Origin of the sequence: Streptococcus mitis, from assembly GCF_013305725.1 — a bacterium.
Classification (GTDB): Bacteria; Bacillota; Bacilli; order Lactobacillales; family Streptococcaceae; genus Streptococcus; species Streptococcus mitis_BO.
The window spans coordinates 1341056-1362484 of record NZ_CP047883.1 but is presented as its reverse complement, the minus strand read 5'-3'; the positions used below and the strand labels follow the sequence as shown (position 1 = coordinate 1362484).

Here is a 21429-nt window from a genome sequence, read left to right as displayed (position 1 = left end):
AGCTAAAGGAGTAGCCATGTCAGAAAATCAACAAGCATTGAACCATGTGGTGTCCATGGAAGATCTCACTGTCGATCAAGTGATGAAATTGATCAAGCGAGGAATTGAGTTTAAAAATGGAGCTCAGCTTCCCTACGAGGACCATCCGATTGTTTCCAATCTTTTCTTTGAGGATTCTACACGGACGCATAAGTCCTTTGAAGTGGCAGAAATTAAACTGGGATTGGAACGACTTGACTTTGATGTGAAGACTAGTTCGGTCAATAAGGGTGAAACACTTTATGATACTATCCTGACCCTATCTGCACTAGGAGTGGATGTCTGTGTGATTCGCCACCCAGAGGTTGACTACTACAGAGAGTTGATTGCTAGTCCCACGATTACGACTTCCATCATCAATGGTGGAGATGGTTCGGGCCAACACCCTAGCCAGAGCTTGCTTGATTTGATGACTATTTATGAGGAATTTGGTCACTTTGAGGGTCTTAAGGTTGCTATTGCAGGTGACTTGGACCACTCACGCGTTGCTAAATCCAATATGCAGATTTTGAAACGCTTGGGAGCTGAACTTTACTTTGCTGGACCTGAGGAATGGAGAAGTCAAGAGTTTGCAGACTATGGACAGTTTGTAACTATTGATGAAATCATTGATCAGGTGGATGTCATGATGTTTCTCCGTGTGCAACATGAACGCCATGATAGTGGAGCTGTCTTTTCAAAAGAAGACTACCATGCCCAACATGGCTTGACTCAAGAACGTTATGACCGTTTGAAAGAAACAGCAATCCTTATGCACCCAGCTCCAGTCAACCGTGATGTAGAAATCGCAGATCACTTGGTTGAAGCACCAAAATCACGCATTGTCCAACAAATGACCAACGGTGTCTTTGTTCGAATGGCAATTTTAGAATCCGTATTGGCGAGTAGAAACGCCAACTAAAACACAAGACGTTAAAAGACGCCAGTGAGCGTCCACGAGAGGTGAAAATATGACAAAAAGACTTCTAGTATTAGAAGATGGCACAGTTTTTGAAGGTAAGGCCTTCGGAGCAGATATTGATGTAACAGGCGAAATCGTCTTTAACACAGGGATGACCGGCTACCAAGAATCCATTACAGACCAGTCTTATAATGGACAAATCTTGACCTTTACTTATCCTTTGGTGGGAAATTATGGAATCAACCGTGATGATTACGAATCCATTATTCCAACTTGTAAGGGAGTCGTTGTTTTCGAAGAGGCACGTAGAGCTAGCAACTGGCGTAACCAAATGACGCTAGATGAATTTTTGAAAGCCAAGAAAATTCCTGGTATTTCAGGGATTGATACGCGTGCCCTTACTAAGATTATCCGTAAGCATGGTACCATGCGTGCAACCTTGACTCACGTTGGGGACAGCATGGACCATGTGACGGATCAGCTCCAAGCGACAGTCTTGCCGACAGACAATATCAAGCAGGTTTCTACTAAAACTTCATATCCAGCTCCAGGAGTTGGTTTGAGTGTTGTCTTAGTTGACTTTGGTCTCAAGCACTCAATCTTACGTGAACTCTCTAAGCGTAATTGTAACGTGACGGTTGTTCCTTATTCGACAACGGCAGAAGAAATTCTCCATCTCAATCCTGACGGAGTTATGTTGTCAAATGGTCCAGGTAACCCAGAAGACGTTCCACAAGCACTGGATATGATTCGTGGTGTGCAAGGAAAAATTCCAATCTTTGGTATTTGTATGGGGCATCAACTCTTTGCAATGGCAAATGGTGCTAAGACCTACAAGATGAAATTTGGACACCGTGGATTCAACCATGCGGTACGCGAAATTGCTACAGGCCGTGTGGATTTTACAAGTCAAAACCATGGTTATGCAGTTAGCCGTGAGGATTTGCCAGAGCACTTGATTATTACCCATGAAGAAATCAATGACAAGTCAGTTGAAGGTGTGCGTCACAGATACCAACCTGCTTTCTCTGTTCAATACCACCCAGACGCAGCCCCTGGTCCACACGACGCAAGCTACCTATTTGACGAGTTTATCGAGATGATGGAAGCATTTAAACAATCAAACTAAGAACGAGTAAAAGCTCGTCGGAGAATTTATTTAATGTCGCCCTGAGAGGCGACGAATAGAAAGGAGAAGATACATTGTTCGCGGAAGTGAACACGCCCTAAGAACTGTGTGAAAAAGATAAACATCGTCTTGACGCTGAAGGCATCTGCACCGAGTTTCCTATTTTCGCTGTGTTCTTTACGGGCTTTGTATCATAAACTATGCCTAAACGTACTGATATTCAAAAAATTATGGTGATTGGTTCTGGTCCGATTATTATTGGTCAGGCTGCTGAGTTTGACTACGCTGGGACCCAGGCTTGCTTGTCGTTGAAAGAGGAAGGTTATGAGGTTGTCTTGGTTAACTCAAATCCTGCAACTATCATGACGGATAAGGAAATTGCTGATAAGGTTTATATTGAACCAATTACACTTGAGTTTGTGACACGTATTCTTCGTAAGGAGCGTCCAGATGCCTTGCTACCAACCCTTGGTGGGCAAACTGGTCTTAATATGGCCATGGAATTGTCTAAAAATGGTATTCTAGATGAGCTTGGTGTTGAACTTCTGGGAACTAAATTATCTGCTATTGACCAAGCGGAGGACCGTGACCTCTTTAAACAATTGATGGAAGAATTGGAACAACCCATTCCAGAATCTGAAATTGTAAACACTGTTGAAGAAGCTGTTGCCTTTGCAGCAACAATTGGCTACCCAGTCATCGTTCGTCCAGCCTTTACACTTGGTGGTACTGGTGGTGGTATGTGTGCTAATGAGGAAGAATTGCGTGAAATCGCTGAAAATGGATTGAAATTGTCACCTGTGACCCAGTGTTTGATTGAACGTTCCATTGCTGGTTTCAAGGAAATCGAGTACGAAGTCATGCGTGACTCAGCTGACAATGCCCTGGTTGTTTGTAACATGGAAAACTTTGACCCAGTTGGGATTCACACAGGGGATTCCATTGTATTTGCCCCTGCCCAAACCATGTCAGATTATGAAAACCAAATGCTTCGTGACGCAAGCTTGAGCATCATTCGTGCCCTTAAGATTGAAGGGGGATGTAATGTTCAGCTGGCCCTTGACCCACACAGTTTTAAGTACTATGTTATCGAAGTAAACCCTCGTGTATCGCGTTCGTCAGCCCTGGCATCTAAGGCGACAGGGTATCCGATTGCAAAATTGGCTGCTAAGATTGCAGTAGGTTTGACCTTGGATGAGGTTATTAACCCAGTTACAGGTTCAACCTATGCCATGTTTGAGCCTGCCCTTGACTACGTGGTTGCCAAGATTCCTCGTTTCCCATTTGACAAGTTTGAAAAAGGTGAACGCCGTCTTGGTACCCAGATGAAGGCGACTGGAGAAGTCATGGCAATCGGTCGTAACATCGAGGAATCTCTTCTTAAGGCTTGCCGCTCCCTTGAAATTGGGGTACATCACAATGAAATGCCTGAACTTGCATCAGTTTCTGATGATGCCTTGATTGAAAAAGTTGTCAAAGCCCAGGATGACCGTCTCTTCTATGTGTCAGAAGCTATTCGCCGTGGTTACACACCAGAAGAAATTGCTGAATTAACTAAGATTGATATCTTCTATCTGGATAAACTCTTGCATATCTTTGAAATTGAACAGGAGTTGGGTGCTCATCCACAAGAACTAGACGTTTTGAAAACTGCCAAACTTAATGGATTTTCAGACCGTAAGATTGCAGAACTCTGGAATACTACAGCTGACCAAGTTCGCCAGCTTCGTTTGGAAAACAAGATTGTTCCAGTTTATAAGATGGTAGATACTTGTGCGGCAGAATTTGACTCTGAAACACCATATTTCTATTCAACCTACGGTTGGGAAAATGAGTCTATCAAGTCTGATAAGGAATCTGTACTTGTCCTAGGTTCAGGTCCAATCCGGATCGGTCAAGGGGTCGAGTTTGACTACGCAACTGTTCACTCGGTTAAGGCTATCCAGGCTGCTGGATACGAAGCTATCATCATGAACTCAAACCCAGAGACAGTTTCTACAGACTTCTCGGTATCTGACAAGCTCTACTTTGAGCCATTGACATTCGAAGATGTTATGAACGTCATTGACTTGGAACAACCAAAAGGTGTTATTGTTCAGTTTGGTGGTCAAACAGCCATCAACCTTGCGGAACCTTTGGCAAAAGCAGGTGTGACCATCCTTGGTACACAGGTTGCTGATCTAGACCGTGCCGAAGACCGTGACCTCTTTGAGCAAGCTCTTAAAGACTTAGATATTCCTCAGCCACCAGGACAAACGGCTACCAATGAAGAAGAAGCAGTGCTTGCAGCTCGCAAAATTGGTTTCCCAGTCCTTGTTCGCCCATCTTATGTCTTGGGGGGACGTGCCATGGAAATCGTGGAAAATGAGGAAGATCTCCGTTCTTACATGCGTACAGCAGTTAAAGCTAGTCCAGACCACCCAGTGCTTGTTGACTCATACATCGTTGGTCAAGAGTGCGAAGTTGATGCCATTTCAGACGGAGAAAATGTCCTTATCCCTGGTATCATGGAGCATATCGAACGTGCCGGTGTCCATTCAGGTGACTCAATGGCCGTTTATCCTCCACAAACCTTGTCGCAAAAGGTGCAAGAAACAATCGCAGACTATACTAAACGCCTAGCAATCGGTCTTAACTGCCTTGGTATGATGAACATCCAGTTTGTCATCAAGGATGAAAAAGTCTATGTTATTGAGGTCAATCCACGTGCCAGCCGTACTGTTCCATTCCTTTCTAAGGTGACTAATATTCCTATGACTCAGGTAGCGACTAAGCTCATTCTTGGTGAAAACCTTGAAGAACTGGGCTACCAAGATGGTCTTTACCCTGAAAGTACTCGCGTTCATATCAAGGCACCTGTCTTCTCCTTTACCAAACTAGCTAAGGTAGACAGCTTGCTCGGTCCTGAAATGAAGTCAACAGGTGAAGTTATGGGTTCTGATACTACTTTGGAAAAAGCTCTCTATAAAGCCTTTGAAGCTTCTTACCTCCACTTGCCAACTTTTGGTAACGTTGTATTTACCATCGCTGATGATGCCAAAGAAGAAGCCTTGGACTTGGCTCGTCGTTTCCAAAATATTGGCTATGGAATCCTTGCGACAGAAGGGACAGCAGCCTTCTTTGCCAGTCATGGATTGCAAGCCCAACCTGTTGGAAAGATTGGTGATGACGATAAGGATATTCCAAGCTTTGTTCGTAAAGGAAGAATCCAAGCTATCATTAACACAGTAGGAACCAAACGAACTGCAGACGAAGATGGTGAGCAAATCCGTCGTTCAGCTATTGAACACGGAGTGCCCCTCTTCACAGCCCTAGATACAGCTAACGCCATGCTCAAAGTATTGGAAAGCCGTAGTTTTGTCACAGAAGCAATTTAGTTGAGAAAAATTTTTCATATTTTTAAAACCAGCGTCAGAAAACGCTGGTTTTTTTCAATACTGTTCTTGCTTGTTTTAACTATCATGCTTTCCTTAAGAATCGTTTCAAAATATGATGTAATAAGAATAAATTGGAAATAGGAAATTATTTTCATTGTATTTTCAAAATTCCATTACTAAACTAGGTAAAGACAAGATTAGTAAGTGAATATTCCGATGTCTTCTTACAAAAAGGTCACTCTTCCATTCGAGATTTTTCCCTTAATTTATCTGACCTCTAAGAAGTCAGTGATGGGAGAATTTAACGATGCCAAGTGGAATACAATCCTAGGCTACGTAGTTTCATTCATCTTGACCATTCTCAATGTCAAGTTTCTTTTCGATATTTTTTAAACCTGTCTAAGTCAGGTCTTGGCATCAGCTTGAGGATTGATAAAGAGATAATAGCAGTGGTTGGTTAATGAAAATAAGAAACAAAAAAGAACAGCTGAAACTATTCTTTTTATCATTATTTGAGACCGTATTTTTTGTTGAAACGATCCACGCGTCCATCTGCTTGAGTGAACTTTTGACGTCCAGTGTAGAATGGGTGTGAGTCTGATGAAATTTCCACACGGATCAATGGGTAAGTTTCGCCTTCGAACTCAACTGTTTCGTTAGAGCGTTTTGTTGAACCGCTAAGGAATTGGTAACCAGTAGTTGTGTCCATGAAGACAACTGGGCGATATTCTGGATGGATATCTTTTTTCATTTTGCAATATTTCCTTTCTGCCATGGTCTCTTTGCGAGCCATAGATTGTTACCATACTAGTCTATCAGATTCTAAAAAGTTTGGCAAGTATTTTATCAGTTTTTAAGCAAGTTTTTTAACTTTTGGTAGATGATTTCGTTTTCTTCTAAACTATAGGAATTAGCACCGCTTGCTAGAGGGTGGCCTCCACCATCATGTTCTTTGGCAATTTCATTGATAGGATGGATTTTACTACGTAAGCGAACTCGGTAGTGGCCATCAGCCTGCTCCACAAAAATTCCCCAGAGACTGACGCTGTCAATCCGACCAGGAGCTCCTACAATAGCGGCAGTTTCAGCATCGGTTACATTGAATTGTTTCAAGACTTCTTGACTCAGGATAACGCGCGCTGCACCATTTTCATCCACTTCCAGATGGTCGTAGATGTAGCCTTGCAGTTTAGCAATTTTGTAGCTCATAGTGTCCATTTTGCGAGTGAGAGCCGCAAAGTCAAAGTTATGTTCTCTCAAATAAGCAGCCAGGCGAAGAGTCCGTGCAGTCGTAGAAGGATAAAGGAAGCGGCCTGTATCACCAATAATTCCTGCAAAGAGCAACTCAGCAGCGCGATCTGACAAGGCTAGTTGGCTTGTTTGGGCAAATAGGGTAATCATCTCGCTAGCGCTACTTGAACTAGTATCTACCCAAGATAGGTCACCGTATACATCATCATTTGGATGGTGGTCAATCTTAATGAGAAAATCACCTTGACGATAGCGTTTATCATCGATACGAGCAGTATTCGCCGTATCACAGACGATGACAAGTGCTCTCTGGTAGGCACTATCTTCAACAAGATCCATCTCAGCCATCCAAGTTAGAGTTGGTTCATCATAACCTACGGATTTGATAGTTTTTTCTGGGAAATGATGTTTGAGAAGAGCTTTCAAGCCCACTTGACTTCCCAAGGCATCAGGGTCTGGTTTCATATGACGATGAATGATAATCGTGTCGTATTCTTTGATTTTTTCTAAAATTTGATGGCAAATGTCCATAAATAACCTCAATTCTTTCTCATTTCATTGTAGCACAAGAATTTTTATTTTTAAAATGAAAAAGATGTGATATAATGGAGAAAGATAAATTGAGGAGGACGATATGGCATTAGCAAAAATTGTATTTGCCAGTATGACCGGTAATACCGAAGAAATTGCAGATATTGTAGCAGACAAATTACGTGACTTGGGCTTGGATGTCGATGTTGATGAATGTACAACTGTTGACGCTTCAGACTTCTTGGAAGCAGACATCGCTATCGTTGCGACTTATACTTATGGCGACGGAGAATTACCAGATGAGATGATGGACTTCTACGAAGACCTAGCAGATCTCAACTTGAATGGTAAAATCTACGGAGTGGTCGGCTCAGGAGATACCTTCTACGATGAATTCTGTAAGGCTGTTGATGACTTTGATCGCGTTTTTGTAGCGACAGGGGCAGAAAAAGGTTCAGAATGTGTCAAAGTTGATCTTTCTGCTGAGGAAGAAGACATTGAACGCTTGGAACAATTCGCAGAAGAATTGGCTGCTAAAGTAGGATAAGCATAAACGTGCGCTGATGCAATCAATCAGTGCATTTTTCTTACCGTGACTTGGGATTTTACTAGCCTATTTGGTGGCTTTTTGATACAATAATTCAAATAAAGGAGGAGACACTATGGATTTAGATAGTATTCGGCAAGAGATTGATCAAATCGACGATCAAATTGTCAAACTGTTAGAAGAACGAATGAATTTAGTTGAAGGGGTTGTCGCTTATAAGAAGGCTTCAGGGAAACCGATTTTAGATACCAAGAGAGAAGCAATTATCTTTGAAAAGGTCAGAAATCATGTTGAGGACAAGCGCTATCAGGAGACTATTGTCGCGATTTTTTCTGACATACTCAAACGTTCGCGTGATTATCAGGATCAAAACATCAAATGAAAAAAGAACAATTTTATCCGCTAGGAATTTTTCTAGCTGCCATGGTGGGCGGATTGGTTCGCTATCTAGTTTCCAACTGGTTACCAGTCAGTCCAGACTTTCCTTGGGGCACCCTTCTTGTTAACTATCTGGGTATTTTCTGCTTGGTTTATCTTGTCAAGGGCTATTTGGTCTATAAAGGGACTAGTAAGGGATTGGTTTTAGCACTGGGTACAGGTTTTTGCGGAGGTTTAACAACCTTTTCTAGTCTCATGCTTGATGCTGTGAAACTGCTTGATACAGGGCGTTATCTTAGCCTAGTCTTGTATCTCATTTTAAGCGTGGGTGGAGGCCTGCTCTTGGCTTACTATTTGGGGAGGAAAAAATGGTAATGGTCTATCTTGCAATTGCTTGTGGTTTCGGAGCTTTAGTGCGCTATTTATTTTCTCGCTATAATCAAGCTTCTAAATTACCCCTAGGAACTCTCATAGCCAATCTTCTAGGTTGTTTTTTGATTGGCTTATTCTACAATCATGTAGAGTCTAAGGAAGTCTATGCTATTTTAGCGACGGGTTTTTGTGGAGGTTTAACAACTTTTTCGACCTTGAATGACGAACTTCAAAGACTGTTAAGTGATAAGAAGGTCTTTTATTCTTACCTGACTTTGACCTACCTAGGTGGTTTGGTTGCGATTTTTTTAGGAATTCTGCTATAAATTTCTTTACTTTTTTGTGGAAATTTGGTAAACTGTATCTTGTGTGTAATGGACGCACAAAAATACAGTTTATCCGCTGAGGAAGATTCCTCAAGATTGACAAAGATAGGAGAATAAAATGAATCCATTAATCCAAAGCTTGACTGAAGGTCAACTTCGTACAGATATCCCATCATTCCGTCCTGGTGACACTGTTCGTGTACACGCGAAAGTTGTCGAAGGTAACCGTGAACGTATCCAGATTTTTGAAGGTGTTGTTATCGCACGTAAAGGTGCTGGCATCTCAGAAAACTACACAGTTCGTAAAATCTCTAACGGTGTAGGTGTTGAGCGTATCTTCCCAATCCACACTCCACGTGTTGAAAAAATCGAAGTTGTACGTTACGGTAAAGTACGTCGTGCGAAATTGTACTACTTGCGTGCTCTTCAAGGTAAAGCAGCTCGTATCAAAGAAATCCGTCGTTAATTCGACTAAAAAACTCTGCTTTTCAGCAGAGTTTTTATCTAGCTCCCTTAGTTCAATGGATATAACAACTCCCTCCTAAGGAGTAGTTGCAGGTTCGATTCCTGCAGGGGGCATAGAAATCATTCAAGTTAAAATAGAACTCCAAAAGCGTTAGATTACGCTTTTTTGTTTTTCGTGAATGAAGGAGATGGGAGAATTTTTATATAATTATATAATAGTAAAAGATTTTTAGTAATTGCTTATAATGATTTGATTTTTTAGGAAGTAAAGGGTAAAATTTAATTAATATGATAATTAGTTAGGGGTTTGACTATGAATGGTTTAGTTTTAGGATTGGATATTGGTATTGCCTCAGTAGGTGTAGGTATTCTAAACAAAGATACTGGTGAGATTATCCATACGAATTCTCGTATTTTCCCAGCTGCAACTGCTGATAATAATGTTGAAAGAAGAAACAGTAGACAGGCTAGACGATTAAATCGACGGAAAAAACACCGTGTTGTTCGCTTTCAGGATCTATTTGATGACTATGGTTTGTTAACTGATTTTTCTAAGGTATCCATTAATCTTAATCCATATCGGCTTCGAGTACATGGATTGAATCAGCAACTAACAAATGAGGAGCTGTTCATAGCTTTAAAGAACATTGTTAAGAGACGTGGGATTAGCTATTTAGATGATGCTTCTGAGGATGGTGGTGCAGTATCGTCTGATTATGGTAAGGCAGTTGAGGAAAATAGAAAATTACTTGCTGAACAAACACCTGGTCAAATCCAACTAGAGCGTTTTGAAAAATATGGTCAAGTAAGGGGAGATTTTACTGTTGAAGAAAAAGGCGATAAGCACCGATTAATTAACGTTTTTTCAACATCTGCTTATAGAAAAGAAGCTGAACGAATTCTTAGAAAACAGCAAGAATTTAATAATCAGATCACGGATAAGTTTATAGAAGATTACTTAAAAATCCTTACAGAGAAAAGAAAATACTATCATGGGCCAGGTAATGAAAAATCTCGGACGGATTATGGACGTTTCAGAACAGACGGTACGACGTTAGATAATATTTTTGGTATTTTAATTGGTAAATGTACATTTTATCCGAATGAATACAGGGCTTCAAAAGCTTCCTATACTGCTCAAGAGTTTAATTTGCTAAATGATTTAAATAATTTAACAGTTCCTACAGAGACCAAGAAACTGAGTGAGGAACAAAAGAAAACAATCGTTGAATATGCGAAGTCGGCGAAAACATTAGGGGCTTCAACCTTATTGAAATACATTGCTAAAATGATTGATGCTTCAGTAGATCAGATACGTGGTTATCGAGTTGATGTAAACAATAAACCTGAAATGCACACTTTTGAAGTCTATCGAAAAATGCAGTCGCTAGAAACAATTCCAGTTGGAGAATTTTCTAGAGAAGTTCTAGATGAGCTTGCTCATATTTTAACTCTAAATACTGAACGAGAAGGTATAGAAGAAGCGATTAATACAAAGTTAATGGATGTATTTAGTCAAGACCAAATACTTGAATTGGTTCAATTTAGAAAAAATAATAGTAGTCTATTTAGTAAGGGATGGCATAATTTTTCTCTTAAACTCATGATGGAATTGATACCAGAACTCTATGAAACTTCAGAAGAGCAGATGGCAATTCTAACACGATTGGGTAAACAAAAATTTAAAGGAACATCAAAAAGAACTAAGTATATTGATGAAAAAGAAGTAACAGAAGAAATCTATAATCCTGTGGTAGCAAAATCTGTCAGACAGGCCATAAAGATAATCAACGAAGCAACTAAAAAATATGGTATCTTTGATGATATTGTTATAGAAATGGCACGAGAGAATAACGAAGAAGATGCTAAGAAAGATTATATAAAACGTCAAAAGGCAAACCATGATGAGAAAAAGGCTGCTATGGAAAAGGCTGCATTCCAATACAATGGGAAAAAAGAGTTACCAGATAGTATTTTTCATGGGCATAAGGAATTGGCTACTAAGATTCGTTTATGGCACCAGCAGGGAGAGAAGTGTCTCTATACTGGGAAGAATATTCCAATTTCAGATTTAATTCACAATCAGTACAAGTACGAAATTGATCATATTTTACCTCTATCTTTATCGTTTGATGATAGTCTATCTAATAAAGTATTGGTTCTAGCTACAGCAAACCAGGAGAAGGGGCAGCGAACACCGTTTCAGGCATTAGACAGTATGGATGATGCTTGGTCATATCGTGAGTTTAAATCATATGTAAAAGATTCTAAATTATTAGGTAATAAAAAGAAAGATTACCTTTTAACGGAAGAAGACATTAGTAAAATTGAAGTGAAGCAGAAGTTTATCGAACGGAATTTAGTTGATACTCGATACTCATCGCGTGTTGTTTTAAATGCTCTACAAGATTTTTATAAAGCTCATAAATTTGATACAACTATTTCGGTGGTACGTGGACAATTTACCTCTCAGCTAAGAAGAAAGTGGAGGCTTGAAAAGTCTCGTGAGACTTACCATCATCATGCTGTTGATGCCTTAATTATTGCCGCTTCGAGTCAATTAAGATTATGGAAAAAACAGAATAATCCTCTGATTTCTTATAAAGAAGGACAGTTTGTTGATTCAGAGACTGGAGAAATTATTTCATTAACTGATTATGAATACAAAGAGTTAGTGTTTAAAGCTCCTTATGACCATTTTGTTGATACATTGCGTAGCAAGAAGTTTGAGGATAGTATACTATTTTCTTATCAAGTAGATTCAAAATTCAATCGAAAAATTTCAGACGCTACTATTTACGCAACAAGAAAAGCAAAGTTGGATAAAGAGAAAAAAGAATACACTTATACTTTGGGAAAAATTAAAGATATCTATTCTTTAGGGACTAAAACCCCTTCTAAAACTGGGTTCTATAAGTTTTTAGATTTATACAATAAGGATAAATCCCAATTCTTAATGTTTCAGAAAGATAGAAAGACTTGGGATGAAGTAATCGAGAAGATAATGGAACAATATCGACCATTTAAAGAATACGATAAAACTGGAAAATTAGTTGATTTTAATCCATTTGAGAAATATAGACAAGAAAATGGACCAATCCGTAAGTACAGTAAAAAAGGTAATGGTCCAGAAATTAAAAGTCTGAAATATTACGATATTTTATTAGGTAAACACAAAAATATAACTCCTGAAGGGAGTCGAAATACTGTAGCTTTGTTATCTTTAAATCCTTGGAGAACAGATGTGTATTACAATATGGAAACTAAAAAATATGAATTTTTAGGATTAAAGTATGCAGATTTGTCTTTTGAAGAAGGTGGTGCTTATGGTATTTCTACAGAGACGTATAATAAATTAAGAGAGAAAGAGGGAATTGGTAAAAATTCTGAATTTAAGTTTACTCTATATAAAAATGATTTAATTTTAATCAAAGATACTGAAACGAATTGTCAACAAATTTTTAGATTTTGGTCTCGTACTGGGAAAGATAATCCAAAAAGTTTTGAAAAACATAAAATAGAATTGAAACCTTATGAAAAAGCAAGATTTGAGAAAGGTGAAGAACTGGAGGTATTAGGAAAGGTGCCACCTTCCTCTAATCAATTACAAAAAAATATGCAGATAGAAAATCTTTCTATTTATAAAGTCAAAACAGATATTTTAGGTAATAAACATTTCATTAAAAAAGAGGGTGACGAACCAAAACTCAAATTTTAAAAAATATTTAAAAAAAGAGTTGCAAAGGCTTTTACAATGTATTATAATAGTAATTGTAAGGGACGCCTTGCACAGTTACTTAAATCTTGCAGAAGCTACAAAGATAAGGCTTCATGCCGAATTCAACACCCTGTCATTTATGGCTGGGTGTTTTCGTTTTGGGAAAGAGGAAAATACGATGACTTGGAGAATTGTGCATGTCTGTCAGAGTGAAAAAATGCAATTGAAGTTAGATAATCTTCTGATTAAGAAAATGGGTCAAGACTATGTTATCCCACTGAGTGATATTTCGATAATTGTAGCAGAAGGAGGGGATACTGTTGTAACTTTAAGGTTATTAAGTGCTTTAAGTAAGTATAATATTGCCTTAATTGTCTGCGATAATGAGCACTTGCCTACAGGAATTTACCATTCTCAAAATGGCCATTTTAGAGCCTATAAAAAATTACAGGAGCAATTATTGTGGACGCAGGAGCAAAAAGATAAATTATGGCAGATAGTTACTTATTTTAAAATAAACAATCAGCAAGATGTTCTTGCAATGTTTGAGAAGAATATTGATTGTATACAATTATTAGCGGAGTATAAAGAGCATATTGAGTTTGGAGATAAAACCAATCGTGAAGGCCATGCTGCAAAAGTTTATTTCAATGAATTATTTGGAAAGAAATTCGTACGTCTTACACAACAGGAAACGGATGTTATCAATGCTGGTCTAAATTATGGTTATGCAATCATGAGAGCTCAGATGGCACGTATTATTTCTGGGTATGGGTTAAATCCCTTAATAGGAATTTTTCATAAGAATGAATATAATCAATTTAACTTGGTTGATGACCTAATGGAACCTTTTCGGCAGATTATCGATGTCTGGGTCTATCAAAATTTACGAGATGAAGAGTATTTAAAATATGAATTTCGTCTTGCATTGACGGATACACTAAATGCGAAGATTCGTTACGGTAAAGAAACGTGTTCTGTAACGGTAGCAATGGATAAATATGTCAAAGGTTTTCTAAAATGTATCTCTGATAAGGATACTAGTAAATTTTACTGTCCAATGGTGTCGAGTGTAGAATGGAGCTAAAGAAATGAGGTATGAAGCATTGAGATTATTGTGTTTTTTTGATCTACCAATGGAAACAAATCAAGAAAAAAGAGTCTATCGTAATTTTCGGAAAGATTTAATTGCAAATGGTTTTGAAATGTTACAGTTTTCTGTTTATTATAGAACCTGTCCGAACCGAAGTTTTGCTAGTAAATTCTATAAAAAATTAAGTCAGAGTAATCTGCCAAGTGGGAATGTCCGTTTGCTAGCAGTGACTGAGAAACAATTTTCTGAAATGGTTTTAATAATTGGTGGAAAAACAAAGCAAGAAGAAGTAGTCAGCGATAATAAGTTGGTAGTTATATGAAAATGAACATTAGTCATCCGTATAAGGATAATATTTCATTAAGTTTTGGTCAATTTACTCAAATTGTAGGTCAAGATCAGCAATTAAAATACTATATTTGGCAGATACTATTGTGGTATTTTGGAGGAAAAAAATATAGTGAGGAAGATTTAGTTTTATTTGAACAAAATGAGCCTAAAATACTAATAGATGATACAATGGTTTCCCGGTCAGAATTTAGTGTCATTCAAATATCCAATATCAATGATTTGATTGAACAAATGGAATATAAAAAAGGAACAGTAGCCTATGATTATATAAAGAAAAAGATTAATTCTATAGAGATAATGGAGCAAATTGAAAATATCAATGACAATCTAGATAGGATTTCACTTTTATTGAATCAGAAGTTGAATCTTCAAATAGATGATATTATCTATCATACTGAAGCAAAATATTTTAATACGAATCAATTAATTCAAAAAAATTTTTTACCATACTTTGGAAAAAATGATAAAAATATATCCTTTGAATTTGTAGACAATAAGACAAAGTTTTTATTATTTCTTTCCATGTTAGAAGTCATGGCGACGAACAGTTCTGAAAAGTTTTTACTTGTCTTACGAAATTTGGATGATTTTTTATCCTATAATGATTTTGTTGAATGTTGCGAGAAAATGGAGTTTCTTACTAATCATAGTAACTCATTATATATTGTGTTGTTTCCTTCAAATGAAGGTTATCTTCACGTAACTAAAGAAGTAATCGAGGAGATTAATATCGTTTCTGATCATGCCGATCATTTTTATTCTTTAGAATTTATGTATGAACGATTTAGTAATCAATATCCAATAAATCAAATACCTAATGAGAAAGAATTTTTAATCTCTTTGAGAAAGATTGGACCGTATTTATTTAGTTCAGAAATTCTCCATATGAGTTTATCTATAGAGGATCAAGTAGCATTAAAGATTTTAAACAAATTATATCAGTATGAAATGAAAACAAAATTTCATATTGAATCAATCAATCCAATGTTATTGAAATATTTGAAAGAATGGTATTGACGAGTTGGATTTAAGATTTTATAATGGTTTTGAGGGAACAAAAATCAAAATTGACGAATTTGAGGTTTTTGTACTCTCAAGATTTAAGTAACTGTACAACAAGTGATTTCCCTTGACTGCGTGCAAAGTTGTTTTTGTACTCTCAAGATTTAAGTAACTGTACAACTTGCCTAATGATATTGACGAGTTATTTATAGTTTTTGTACTCTCAAGATTTAAGTAACTGTACAACTAACCATCTTGCCAGCACTAGACAAGCCTTGTTTTTGTACTCTCAAGATTTAAGTAACTGTACAACACAACCGCATCACAACAGAAAACAACGCCTGTTTTTGTACTCTCAAGATTTAAGTAACTGTACAACGCGAAAGTCTCCAAACCGATTTCCCTGTTAGTTTTTGTACTCTCAAGATTTAAGTAACTGTACAACACTGACGTTTATTGGAAAATTTCACTCGCTGTTTTTGTACTCTCAAGATTTAAGTAACTGTACAACTGGTCACCATACATTTCAGCGTTATCTGCAGTTTTTGTACTCTCAAGATTTAAGTAACTGTACAACTTTGGAAAATAAAAAGCGCCTTCCCTTTTGGTTTTTGTACTCTCAAGATTTAAGTAACTGTACAACCCAGACGGCTTAGTGACAGTAGCATAAAAAGTTTTTGTACTCTCAAGATTTAAGTAACTGTACAACATGCCAGCAAAATCCATACGAAGATTATCTGTTTTTGTACTCTCAAGATTTAAGTAACTGTACAACCGCTCTGTTTCAGCATGTCCCGATTCTCTTGTTTTTGTACTCTCAAGATTTAAGTAACTGTACAACTGAGTGCTTTTGAATCAGTTTATATGCGCTGTTTTTGTACTCTCAAGATTTAAGTAACTGTACAACAATAAGTACATTCTATATCATTGTTCAGAAGTTTTTGTACTCTCAAGATTTAAGTAACTGTACAACTACGACCAGATTAAAGAAATTACATATACGGTTTTTGTACTCTCAAGATTTAAGTAACTGTACAACTGGATGCTTTTTGTGAATTATCTGATTTAAGTTTTTGTACTCTCAAGATTTAAGTAACTGTACAACCAAGCCAAGAATGTATAACGTATTCCCTCTGTTTTTGTACTCTCAAGATTTAAGTAACTGTACAACATTTCTCACTATCCAAATTCGATGTGCCATGTTTTTGTACTCTCAAGATTTAAGTAACTGTACAACCAAGTAACCGTTAAATTCTTCATCATCTTGTTTTTGTACTCTCAAGATTTAAGTAACTGTACAACTTCCAACAAGCTTTTTATCTTTAATAGTTGGTTTTTGTACTCTCAAGATTTAAGTAACTGTACAACTTGACCATTGAACGAAGTCATAGCCCAAAGGTTTTTGTACTCTCAAGATTTAAGTAACTGTACAACAGAACGACATGGAGATCATTATGACTATTGGTTTTTGTACTCTCAAGATTTAAGTAACTGTACAACATGAAAGACAAAATCAAGGGTTACAAACCTGTTTTTGTACTCTCAAGATTTAAGTAACTGTACAACATACTTACCCCAAACTGGAATGTTGAAGGGGTTTTTGTACTCTCAAGATTTAAGTAACTGTACAACTAGGTCTGGTCTATAATCGTGTTGTAATGTGTTTTTGTACTCTCAAGATTTAAGTAACTGTACAACTTAAAGCAACAAGTGATGATAGCATTGCTGGTTTTTGTACTCTCAAGATTTAAGTAACTGTACAACATAAACGCCCACGATTTTAAAGCGGATATAGTTTTTGTACTCTCAAGATTTAAGTAACTGTACAACAAATTGATAATACGTTTAAAAGCGCTGTTTGTTTTTGTACTCTCAAGATTTAAGTAACTGTACAACTTAAAGCAACAAGTGATGATAGCATTGCTGGTTTTTGTACTCTCAAGATTTAAGTAACTGTACAACATAAACGCCCACGATTTTAAAGCGGATATAGTTTTTGTACTCTCAAGATTTAAGTAACTGTACAACAAATTGATAATACGTTTAAAAGCGCTGTTTGTTTTTGTACTCTCAAGATTTAAGTAACTGTACAACCGAGAGCGATACTAGTATAGCAAAAAAAAGGTTTTTGTACTCTCAAGATTTAAGTAACTGTACAACACATAAACTGTCCCGTACTTTGTCGCAGCGGTTTTTGTACTCTCAAGATTTAAGTAACTGTACAACCTATACTCCCTTAGTTGATATTAGAGCGGGTTTTTGTACTCTCAAGATTTAAGTAACTGTACAACAATTGCAAATGAAAGGTAACTTTGATTTGTGTTTTTGTACTCTCAAGATTTAAGTAACTGTACAACCAGACAACTCTATTACGGCTAAAATTCGAGGTTTTTGTACTCTCAAGATTTAAGTAACTGTACAACTTGATGCTTCTCCTTTGGCAACAGCATTTGGTTTTTGTACTCTCAAGATTTAAGTAACTGTACAACATACCGCTTTGATGGGTGGCTTTGAAGATGGTTTTTGTACTCTCAAGATTTAAGTAACTGTACAACCGTCTTCATTGATGTAAAGCACGTCAAAGAGTTTTTGTACTCTCAAGATTTAAGTAACTGTACAACAATCACTTGCTGAAGTCTCTTACACTGACTGTTTTTGTACTCTCAAGATTTAAGTAACTGTACAACCCCGCAAAGCGTGGGAAGCAAATCTGGTTGGTTTTTGTACTCTCAAGATTTAAGTAACTGTACAACTCGAACAGTTTTTACATCTTTATTAAGTAGGTTTTTGTACTCTCAAGATTTAAGTAACTGTACAACATACTCTGACCCTTTCAAGTCAACCCAAGTGTTTTTGTACTCTCAAGATTTAAGTAACTGTACAACATCTCAAGAGCCTATCTACTTGGGTAGACTGTTTTTGTACTCTCAAGATTTAAGTAACTGTACAACCGGTCACAAGCCTACCTGCCAGGCCCACTTGTTTTTGTACTCTCAAGATTTAAGTAACTGTACAACCAGAGCTTGCAAAACAAGTTCAAGAACATAGTTTTTGTACTCTCAAGATTTAAGTAACTGTACAACTATCAAGGGTTTGCGAGGAGATAAGTGACAGTTTTTGTACTCTCAAGATTTAAGTAACTGTACAACTAATAACGGTAAACGTTGTAAGCAACTACTGTTTTTGTACTCTCAAGATTTAAGTAACTGTACAACTTAAAATCCAGATATAGAAATCCCGTGACGGTTTTTGTACTCTCAAGATTTAAGTAACTGTATATTTAGATAATATTAGCAATTGTCTAACTTATATAAAAAACCGCTCAGCCGAGCGGTTTCTATCTATTTCTCTTTTACAGTACCCATGTACGGATGGCATGGGCAACGCCAGATTCGTCATTTGTTTTGGTGATGTATTTGGCGATTTTTTTGATTTCTGGATTTCCGTTTTCCATGACTACAGGGTTGCCAACGACTTCCAGCATGGCACGGTCGTTTTCTTCGTCACCGATAGCCATGGTTTCATCTTTGGTCAATCCGAGTTTTTCAGCTAGGTGAGTGATGGCTGAACCTTTGTCCACATTCTTTTTAAGGAGTTCGAGGTAGAAAGGAGCAGATTTGTTGATAGAGTAGCGCTCGTAAAATTCGGCTGGTATCTTTTCGATAGCAGTATCGAGGATTTCTGGTTCATCGATGAACATACACTTGACGATTTCTTTATCGGCCATTTCTTCAGGGGTGCGGTAGAAGATAGGCATGCTGACGAGGGTTGATTCGTGCACTGTGTATTTTCCGATATTGCGATTGGCAGTGTAGATACCGTCCTTGGTAATGGCGTGCATGTGAACACCAAGCTTACGACTGAGAAATTCCATATCCAGATAGTCCTCATAAGTCAAGGATTCGCTGATAATCTCATGTCCTGTAGCGGTTTCTTGGACAAGGGCACCATTGAAAGTCACAACATAGTCACCCTCGTCTCTCAACTGCAAGTCGTCGAGAAGTTTGGCAACACCTGCGATAGGGCGGCCAGTTGCAATCACGACTTTGACACCAGCTTCTTTGGCATCTTGGATGGCAGAAAAGACTTCAGGAGTGATTTCCTTTTGGCTGTTGACTAGGGTTCCGTCAATATCGACGGCAATTAGTTTAATACTCATAAAATTCCTCTTCTAGTTTTTATTTGGGGTAAAATGATCGTTCTCAATCAAGTGTAAAAATTGCTGGGTAATGCTTGCGAAGATGCTGTTTTGGTCCAACATTTCTTTTGGAAAATAAAAGCGATTATCTCCGTGTCGACTGCCAGCAAGAGATTGGACGATAGGAGACAGGCTAGAGAGTTCGGCTAGTTCTCCATTTTTTTGTAAAATCTCAATCTGTGTTCGTGGATTTTCAGATTCGGGACGATAGATATCATAAGGGAGGTCGAAGTTCTTATGAATAGCAGTGTAGTAGTCCGGATCAAAGCCGATATCCTCAACTAATTTTCTCATGCTGGCGAGTTGGTCTTGATCCTCTTGTGAAAAGGTAATGGATTTAAAGACCTTGCGGTTGACAAAGCGCTGTGATAAGTCTGCTAAAATCTTGTCAGGACTGGTCATCCAGAGTTGGAAGTAGGTATTCATCACACCATCATCCAGAGCCAGATAATCAGACAAGGTCACATTTTTTTCAAAGAATGGCAGGAGATGTGGAGAAGTTCGGGCAAAGAAGTCCTTGTCTTCTGGATAAAGTTCCTTAGCCCGCTTGAGAAGATTCTGTAGGAGAACTTCCATAGCCCGAGTTGCTGGGTGGAAATAGACCTGCATATACATCTGGTAGCGACTGAGGACATAGTCTTCGATGGCGTGCATGCCATTGCGCTGAAAGGCGATACCATTTTCGACAGGACGAATGACTCGAAGAATCCGAGTCAGGTCAAATTCCCCATAAGAAGCTCCTGTAAAATAGGAGTCGCGCAAGAGATAGTCCATGCGGTCTGCATCAATCTGACTAGAAATGAGTTGAACGACCTGCTTGTTAGGATAGGTATGATCAATAACACTGGCTACCTTTTCTGGAAAATCTGGCGCAACTTGTAGTAGGACTTGGTGAATCTCCGTTTCAGGACTTTGGATAATCTCCTGAGTAATGGCCTCATGATCTGTATCAAAGAGATGTTCAAAAGTATGGGAATAGGCACCATGACCAAGGTCATGAAGGAGCGCAGCGGTCATGGTGAGGAGGGATTCGGCAGGATTCCATTCCTCAGTATATTTTTCTTCAAAAATCTCTGTGATGCGTCGTGCAATTTCATAGACTCCTAGACAGTGGGAGAAGCGACTGTGTTCTCCACCGTGGAAGGTATAACTGGACGTTCCCAGTTGTTTGATACGACGCAAACGCTGAAATTCTTTTGTATTAATCAAGTTATAGATGATTTGATTATTGACATGGATGTAGTTGTGAACTGGGTCACGGAATACTTTTTCGTTCATATGACCATTATAGCAAAAAGCTAGAGTTTTTGGTAAAATAGTAGGACAATAGACAAGAAAGAGGACCTGATGTGAAGATTCGGATGCGAAATACGATTCAGTTTGATGAGCAGTTGGAAGTGATTGACCAGCTTTATGACGTGGAAGTGCATGAAAAAGGAGATTATAGCTACCTGCTTTTCTATAATGAGGAAAAGGAAAAAGTGGTTATTAAATTTCATGGTCAAGAACTGGTGATGAGCCGTTTTTCCAATCCCAAGACCATTATGCGCTTTTTAAAGGATAGTGATAGTTTTGCCTATATCCCTACACCTATGGGCATGCAGGAGTTTATCATCCAAACGAGCCATTATCAAGTTGATGGGCAAAAGATTGAACTAGATTATCAACTACAAAATCAAGAGGGACAACCTTTTGCCAGCTATCAATTAGAAATTACTTGGGGATAAGAAAAAGGTTGGCGAGAGCCAACC

General features: G+C 37.9%; 17 protein-coding genes, 1 tRNA gene, 1 pseudogene and 1 CRISPR repeat array. Of the genes and pseudogenes, 15 read left to right on the top strand and 4 right to left on the bottom strand.

Annotation, left to right across the window (positions count from 1 at the left end):
• Window positions 1–16 precede the first annotated feature (16 nt).
• The 4 genes and pseudogenes from M594_RS06720 to M594_RS06705 all read left to right on the top strand — a co-directional run.
• Window positions 17–940: an aspartate carbamoyltransferase catalytic subunit gene (locus M594_RS06720; protein WP_004260121.1), complete on the top strand. Its 924-nt coding sequence runs from the start codon at window positions 17–19 to the stop codon at window positions 938–940.
• Window positions 941–989: 49 nt separating this feature from the next.
• On the top strand, window positions 990–2069 hold the full coding sequence (locus M594_RS06715; RefSeq protein WP_000166853.1) for a carbamoyl phosphate synthase small subunit: 1080 nt from the start codon (window positions 990–992) through the stop codon (window positions 2067–2069).
• A gap of 200 nt (window positions 2070–2269) precedes the next feature.
• Window positions 2270–5446 carry a carbamoyl-phosphate synthase large subunit gene (gene carB, locus M594_RS06710; RefSeq protein WP_173876311.1) on the top strand — a complete coding sequence of 1059 codons (3177 nt, stop codon included), beginning with the start codon at window positions 2270–2272 and terminating at the stop codon, window positions 5444–5446.
• 237 nt (window positions 5447–5683) lie between these two features.
• Window positions 5684–5839, top strand: a pseudogene (locus M594_RS06705) (divalent metal cation transporter); the annotation flags it as partial.
• Between the two features lie 115 nt (window positions 5840–5954).
• Here M594_RS06705 and M594_RS06700 read toward each other — a convergent pair.
• Together M594_RS06700 and M594_RS06695 are read right to left on the bottom strand one after the other, a co-directional pair.
• Complete coding sequence (locus M594_RS06700) at window positions 5955–6197, bottom strand: type B 50S ribosomal protein L31 (RefSeq protein WP_000710764.1); 243 nt, start codon at window positions 6195–6197, stop codon at window positions 5955–5957.
• 95 nt (window positions 6198–6292) lie between these two features.
• Window positions 6293–7228 carry a DHH family phosphoesterase gene (locus M594_RS06695; RefSeq protein WP_173876310.1) on the bottom strand — a complete coding sequence of 312 codons (936 nt, stop codon included), beginning with the start codon at window positions 7226–7228 and terminating at the stop codon, window positions 6293–6295.
• Window positions 7229–7331: 103 nt separating this feature from the next.
• Here M594_RS06695 and M594_RS06690 point away from each other — a divergent pair, with 103 nt between their 5' ends.
• The 10 genes from M594_RS06690 to csn2-St all read left to right on the top strand — a co-directional run bounded on the left by M594_RS06690 (window position 7332) and on the right by csn2-St (window position 15495).
• Window positions 7332–7775 (top strand): flavodoxin, encoded by a 444-nt coding sequence (locus M594_RS06690; RefSeq protein WP_001162125.1) that lies wholly within the window; start codon window positions 7332–7334, stop codon window positions 7773–7775.
• Between the two features lie 115 nt (window positions 7776–7890).
• Window positions 7891–8157: a chorismate mutase gene (locus tag M594_RS06685; protein ID WP_173876309.1), complete on the top strand. Its 267-nt coding sequence runs from the start codon at window positions 7891–7893 to the stop codon at window positions 8155–8157.
• Entirely contained in the window at window positions 8154–8528 is a 375-nt protein-coding gene (gene crcB, locus M594_RS06680) for a fluoride efflux transporter CrcB (protein ID WP_173876308.1), read from the top strand. The genes M594_RS06685 and crcB (M594_RS06680) overlap by 4 nt, the downstream gene beginning before the upstream one ends.
• The gene (gene crcB, locus M594_RS06675; protein WP_173876307.1) at window positions 8522–8851 is read left to right on the top strand and encodes a fluoride efflux transporter CrcB; all 330 of its coding nucleotides are present in this window, start codon (window positions 8522–8524) and stop codon (window positions 8849–8851) included. The genes crcB (M594_RS06680) and crcB (M594_RS06675) overlap by 7 nt, the downstream gene beginning before the upstream one ends.
• A gap of 118 nt (window positions 8852–8969) precedes the next feature.
• A complete protein-coding gene (gene rplS / locus M594_RS06670) occupies window positions 8970–9317 on the top strand; it encodes a 50S ribosomal protein L19 (protein ID WP_001068669.1) in 348 nt (115 codons plus the stop codon).
• Between the two features lie 41 nt (window positions 9318–9358).
• Window positions 9359–9430: transfer RNA gene (locus M594_RS06665), tRNA-Arg, on the top strand.
• A gap of 199 nt (window positions 9431–9629) precedes the next feature.
• Complete coding sequence (cas9, locus tag M594_RS06660) at window positions 9630–13034, top strand: type II CRISPR RNA-guided endonuclease Cas9 (protein ID WP_173876306.1); 3405 nt, start codon at window positions 9630–9632, stop codon at window positions 13032–13034.
• 178 nt (window positions 13035–13212) lie between these two features.
• The gene (gene cas1 / locus M594_RS06655) at window positions 13213–14121 is read left to right on the top strand and encodes a type II CRISPR-associated endonuclease Cas1 (RefSeq protein WP_153222972.1); all 909 of its coding nucleotides are present in this window, start codon (window positions 13213–13215) and stop codon (window positions 14119–14121) included.
• A gap of 4 nt (window positions 14122–14125) precedes the next feature.
• Entirely contained in the window at window positions 14126–14449 is a 324-nt protein-coding gene (gene cas2 / locus M594_RS06650; protein WP_001268300.1) for a CRISPR-associated endonuclease Cas2, read from the top strand.
• A complete protein-coding gene (csn2-St, locus tag M594_RS06645; protein ID WP_173876305.1) occupies window positions 14446–15495 on the top strand; it encodes a CRISPR-associated protein Csn2-St in 1050 nt (349 codons plus the stop codon). Before cas2 ends, csn2-St begins: the two co-directional genes overlap by 4 nt.
• Window positions 15496–15559: 64 nt before the next feature.
• A CRISPR array of direct repeats spans window positions 15560–18761; the repeat unit is 36 nt; unit sequence GTTTTTGTACTCTCAAGATTTAAGTAACTGTACAAC.
• 71 nt (window positions 18762–18832) lie between these two features.
• Here the strand turns inward: csn2-St and yidA are convergent.
• Window positions 18833–19639, bottom strand: coding sequence for a sugar-phosphatase (gene yidA, locus M594_RS06640; RefSeq protein WP_000023504.1), 807 nt, complete (start codon window positions 19637–19639; stop codon window positions 18833–18835).
• Window positions 19640–19651: 12 nt separating this feature from the next.
• Window positions 19652–20956 carry an HD domain-containing protein gene (locus tag M594_RS06635; RefSeq protein ID WP_173876304.1) on the bottom strand — a complete coding sequence of 435 codons (1305 nt, stop codon included), beginning with the start codon at window positions 20954–20956 and terminating at the stop codon, window positions 19652–19654.
• 71 nt (window positions 20957–21027) lie between these two features.
• Here M594_RS06635 and M594_RS06630 point away from each other — a divergent pair, with 71 nt between their 5' ends.
• A complete protein-coding gene (locus M594_RS06630; protein WP_173876303.1) occupies window positions 21028–21405 on the top strand; it encodes a DUF1934 domain-containing protein in 378 nt (125 codons plus the stop codon).
• Window positions 21406–21429: the final 24 nt, after the last annotated feature.

Bases quoted from the DNA above. Each gene is read 5' to 3' on its own strand.
- M594_RS06720 (WP_004260121.1), top strand. From the start codon at position 17: ATGTCAGAAAATCAACAAGCATTGAACCATGTGGTGTCCATGGAAGAT.
- M594_RS06715 (WP_000166853.1), top strand. From the start codon at position 990: ATGACAAAAAGACTTCTAGTATTAGAAGATGGCACAGTTTTTGAAGGT.
- carB (WP_173876311.1), top strand. From the start codon at position 2,270: ATGCCTAAACGTACTGATATTCAAAAAATTATGGTGATTGGTTCTGGT.
- M594_RS06700 (WP_000710764.1), bottom strand. From the start codon at position 6,197: ATGAAAAAAGATATCCATCCAGAATATCGCCCAGTTGTCTTCATGGAC.
- M594_RS06695 (WP_173876310.1), bottom strand. From the start codon at position 7,228: ATGGACATTTGCCATCAAATTTTAGAAAAAATCAAAGAATACGACACG.
- M594_RS06690 (WP_001162125.1), top strand. From the start codon at position 7,332: ATGGCATTAGCAAAAATTGTATTTGCCAGTATGACCGGTAATACCGAA.
- M594_RS06685 (WP_173876309.1), top strand. From the start codon at position 7,891: ATGGATTTAGATAGTATTCGGCAAGAGATTGATCAAATCGACGATCAA.
- crcB (WP_173876308.1), top strand. From the start codon at position 8,154: ATGAAAAAAGAACAATTTTATCCGCTAGGAATTTTTCTAGCTGCCATG.
- crcB (WP_173876307.1), top strand. From the start codon at position 8,522: ATGGTAATGGTCTATCTTGCAATTGCTTGTGGTTTCGGAGCTTTAGTG.
- rplS (WP_001068669.1), top strand. From the start codon at position 8,970: ATGAATCCATTAATCCAAAGCTTGACTGAAGGTCAACTTCGTACAGAT.
- cas9 (WP_173876306.1), top strand. From the start codon at position 9,630: ATGAATGGTTTAGTTTTAGGATTGGATATTGGTATTGCCTCAGTAGGT.
- cas1 (WP_153222972.1), top strand. From the start codon at position 13,213: ATGACTTGGAGAATTGTGCATGTCTGTCAGAGTGAAAAAATGCAATTG.
- cas2 (WP_001268300.1), top strand. From the start codon at position 14,126: ATGAGGTATGAAGCATTGAGATTATTGTGTTTTTTTGATCTACCAATG.
- csn2-St (WP_173876305.1), top strand. From the start codon at position 14,446: ATGAAAATGAACATTAGTCATCCGTATAAGGATAATATTTCATTAAGT.
- yidA (WP_000023504.1), bottom strand. From the start codon at position 19,639: ATGAGTATTAAACTAATTGCCGTCGATATTGACGGAACCCTAGTCAAC.
- M594_RS06635 (WP_173876304.1), bottom strand. From the start codon at position 20,956: ATGAACGAAAAAGTATTCCGTGACCCAGTTCACAACTACATCCATGTC.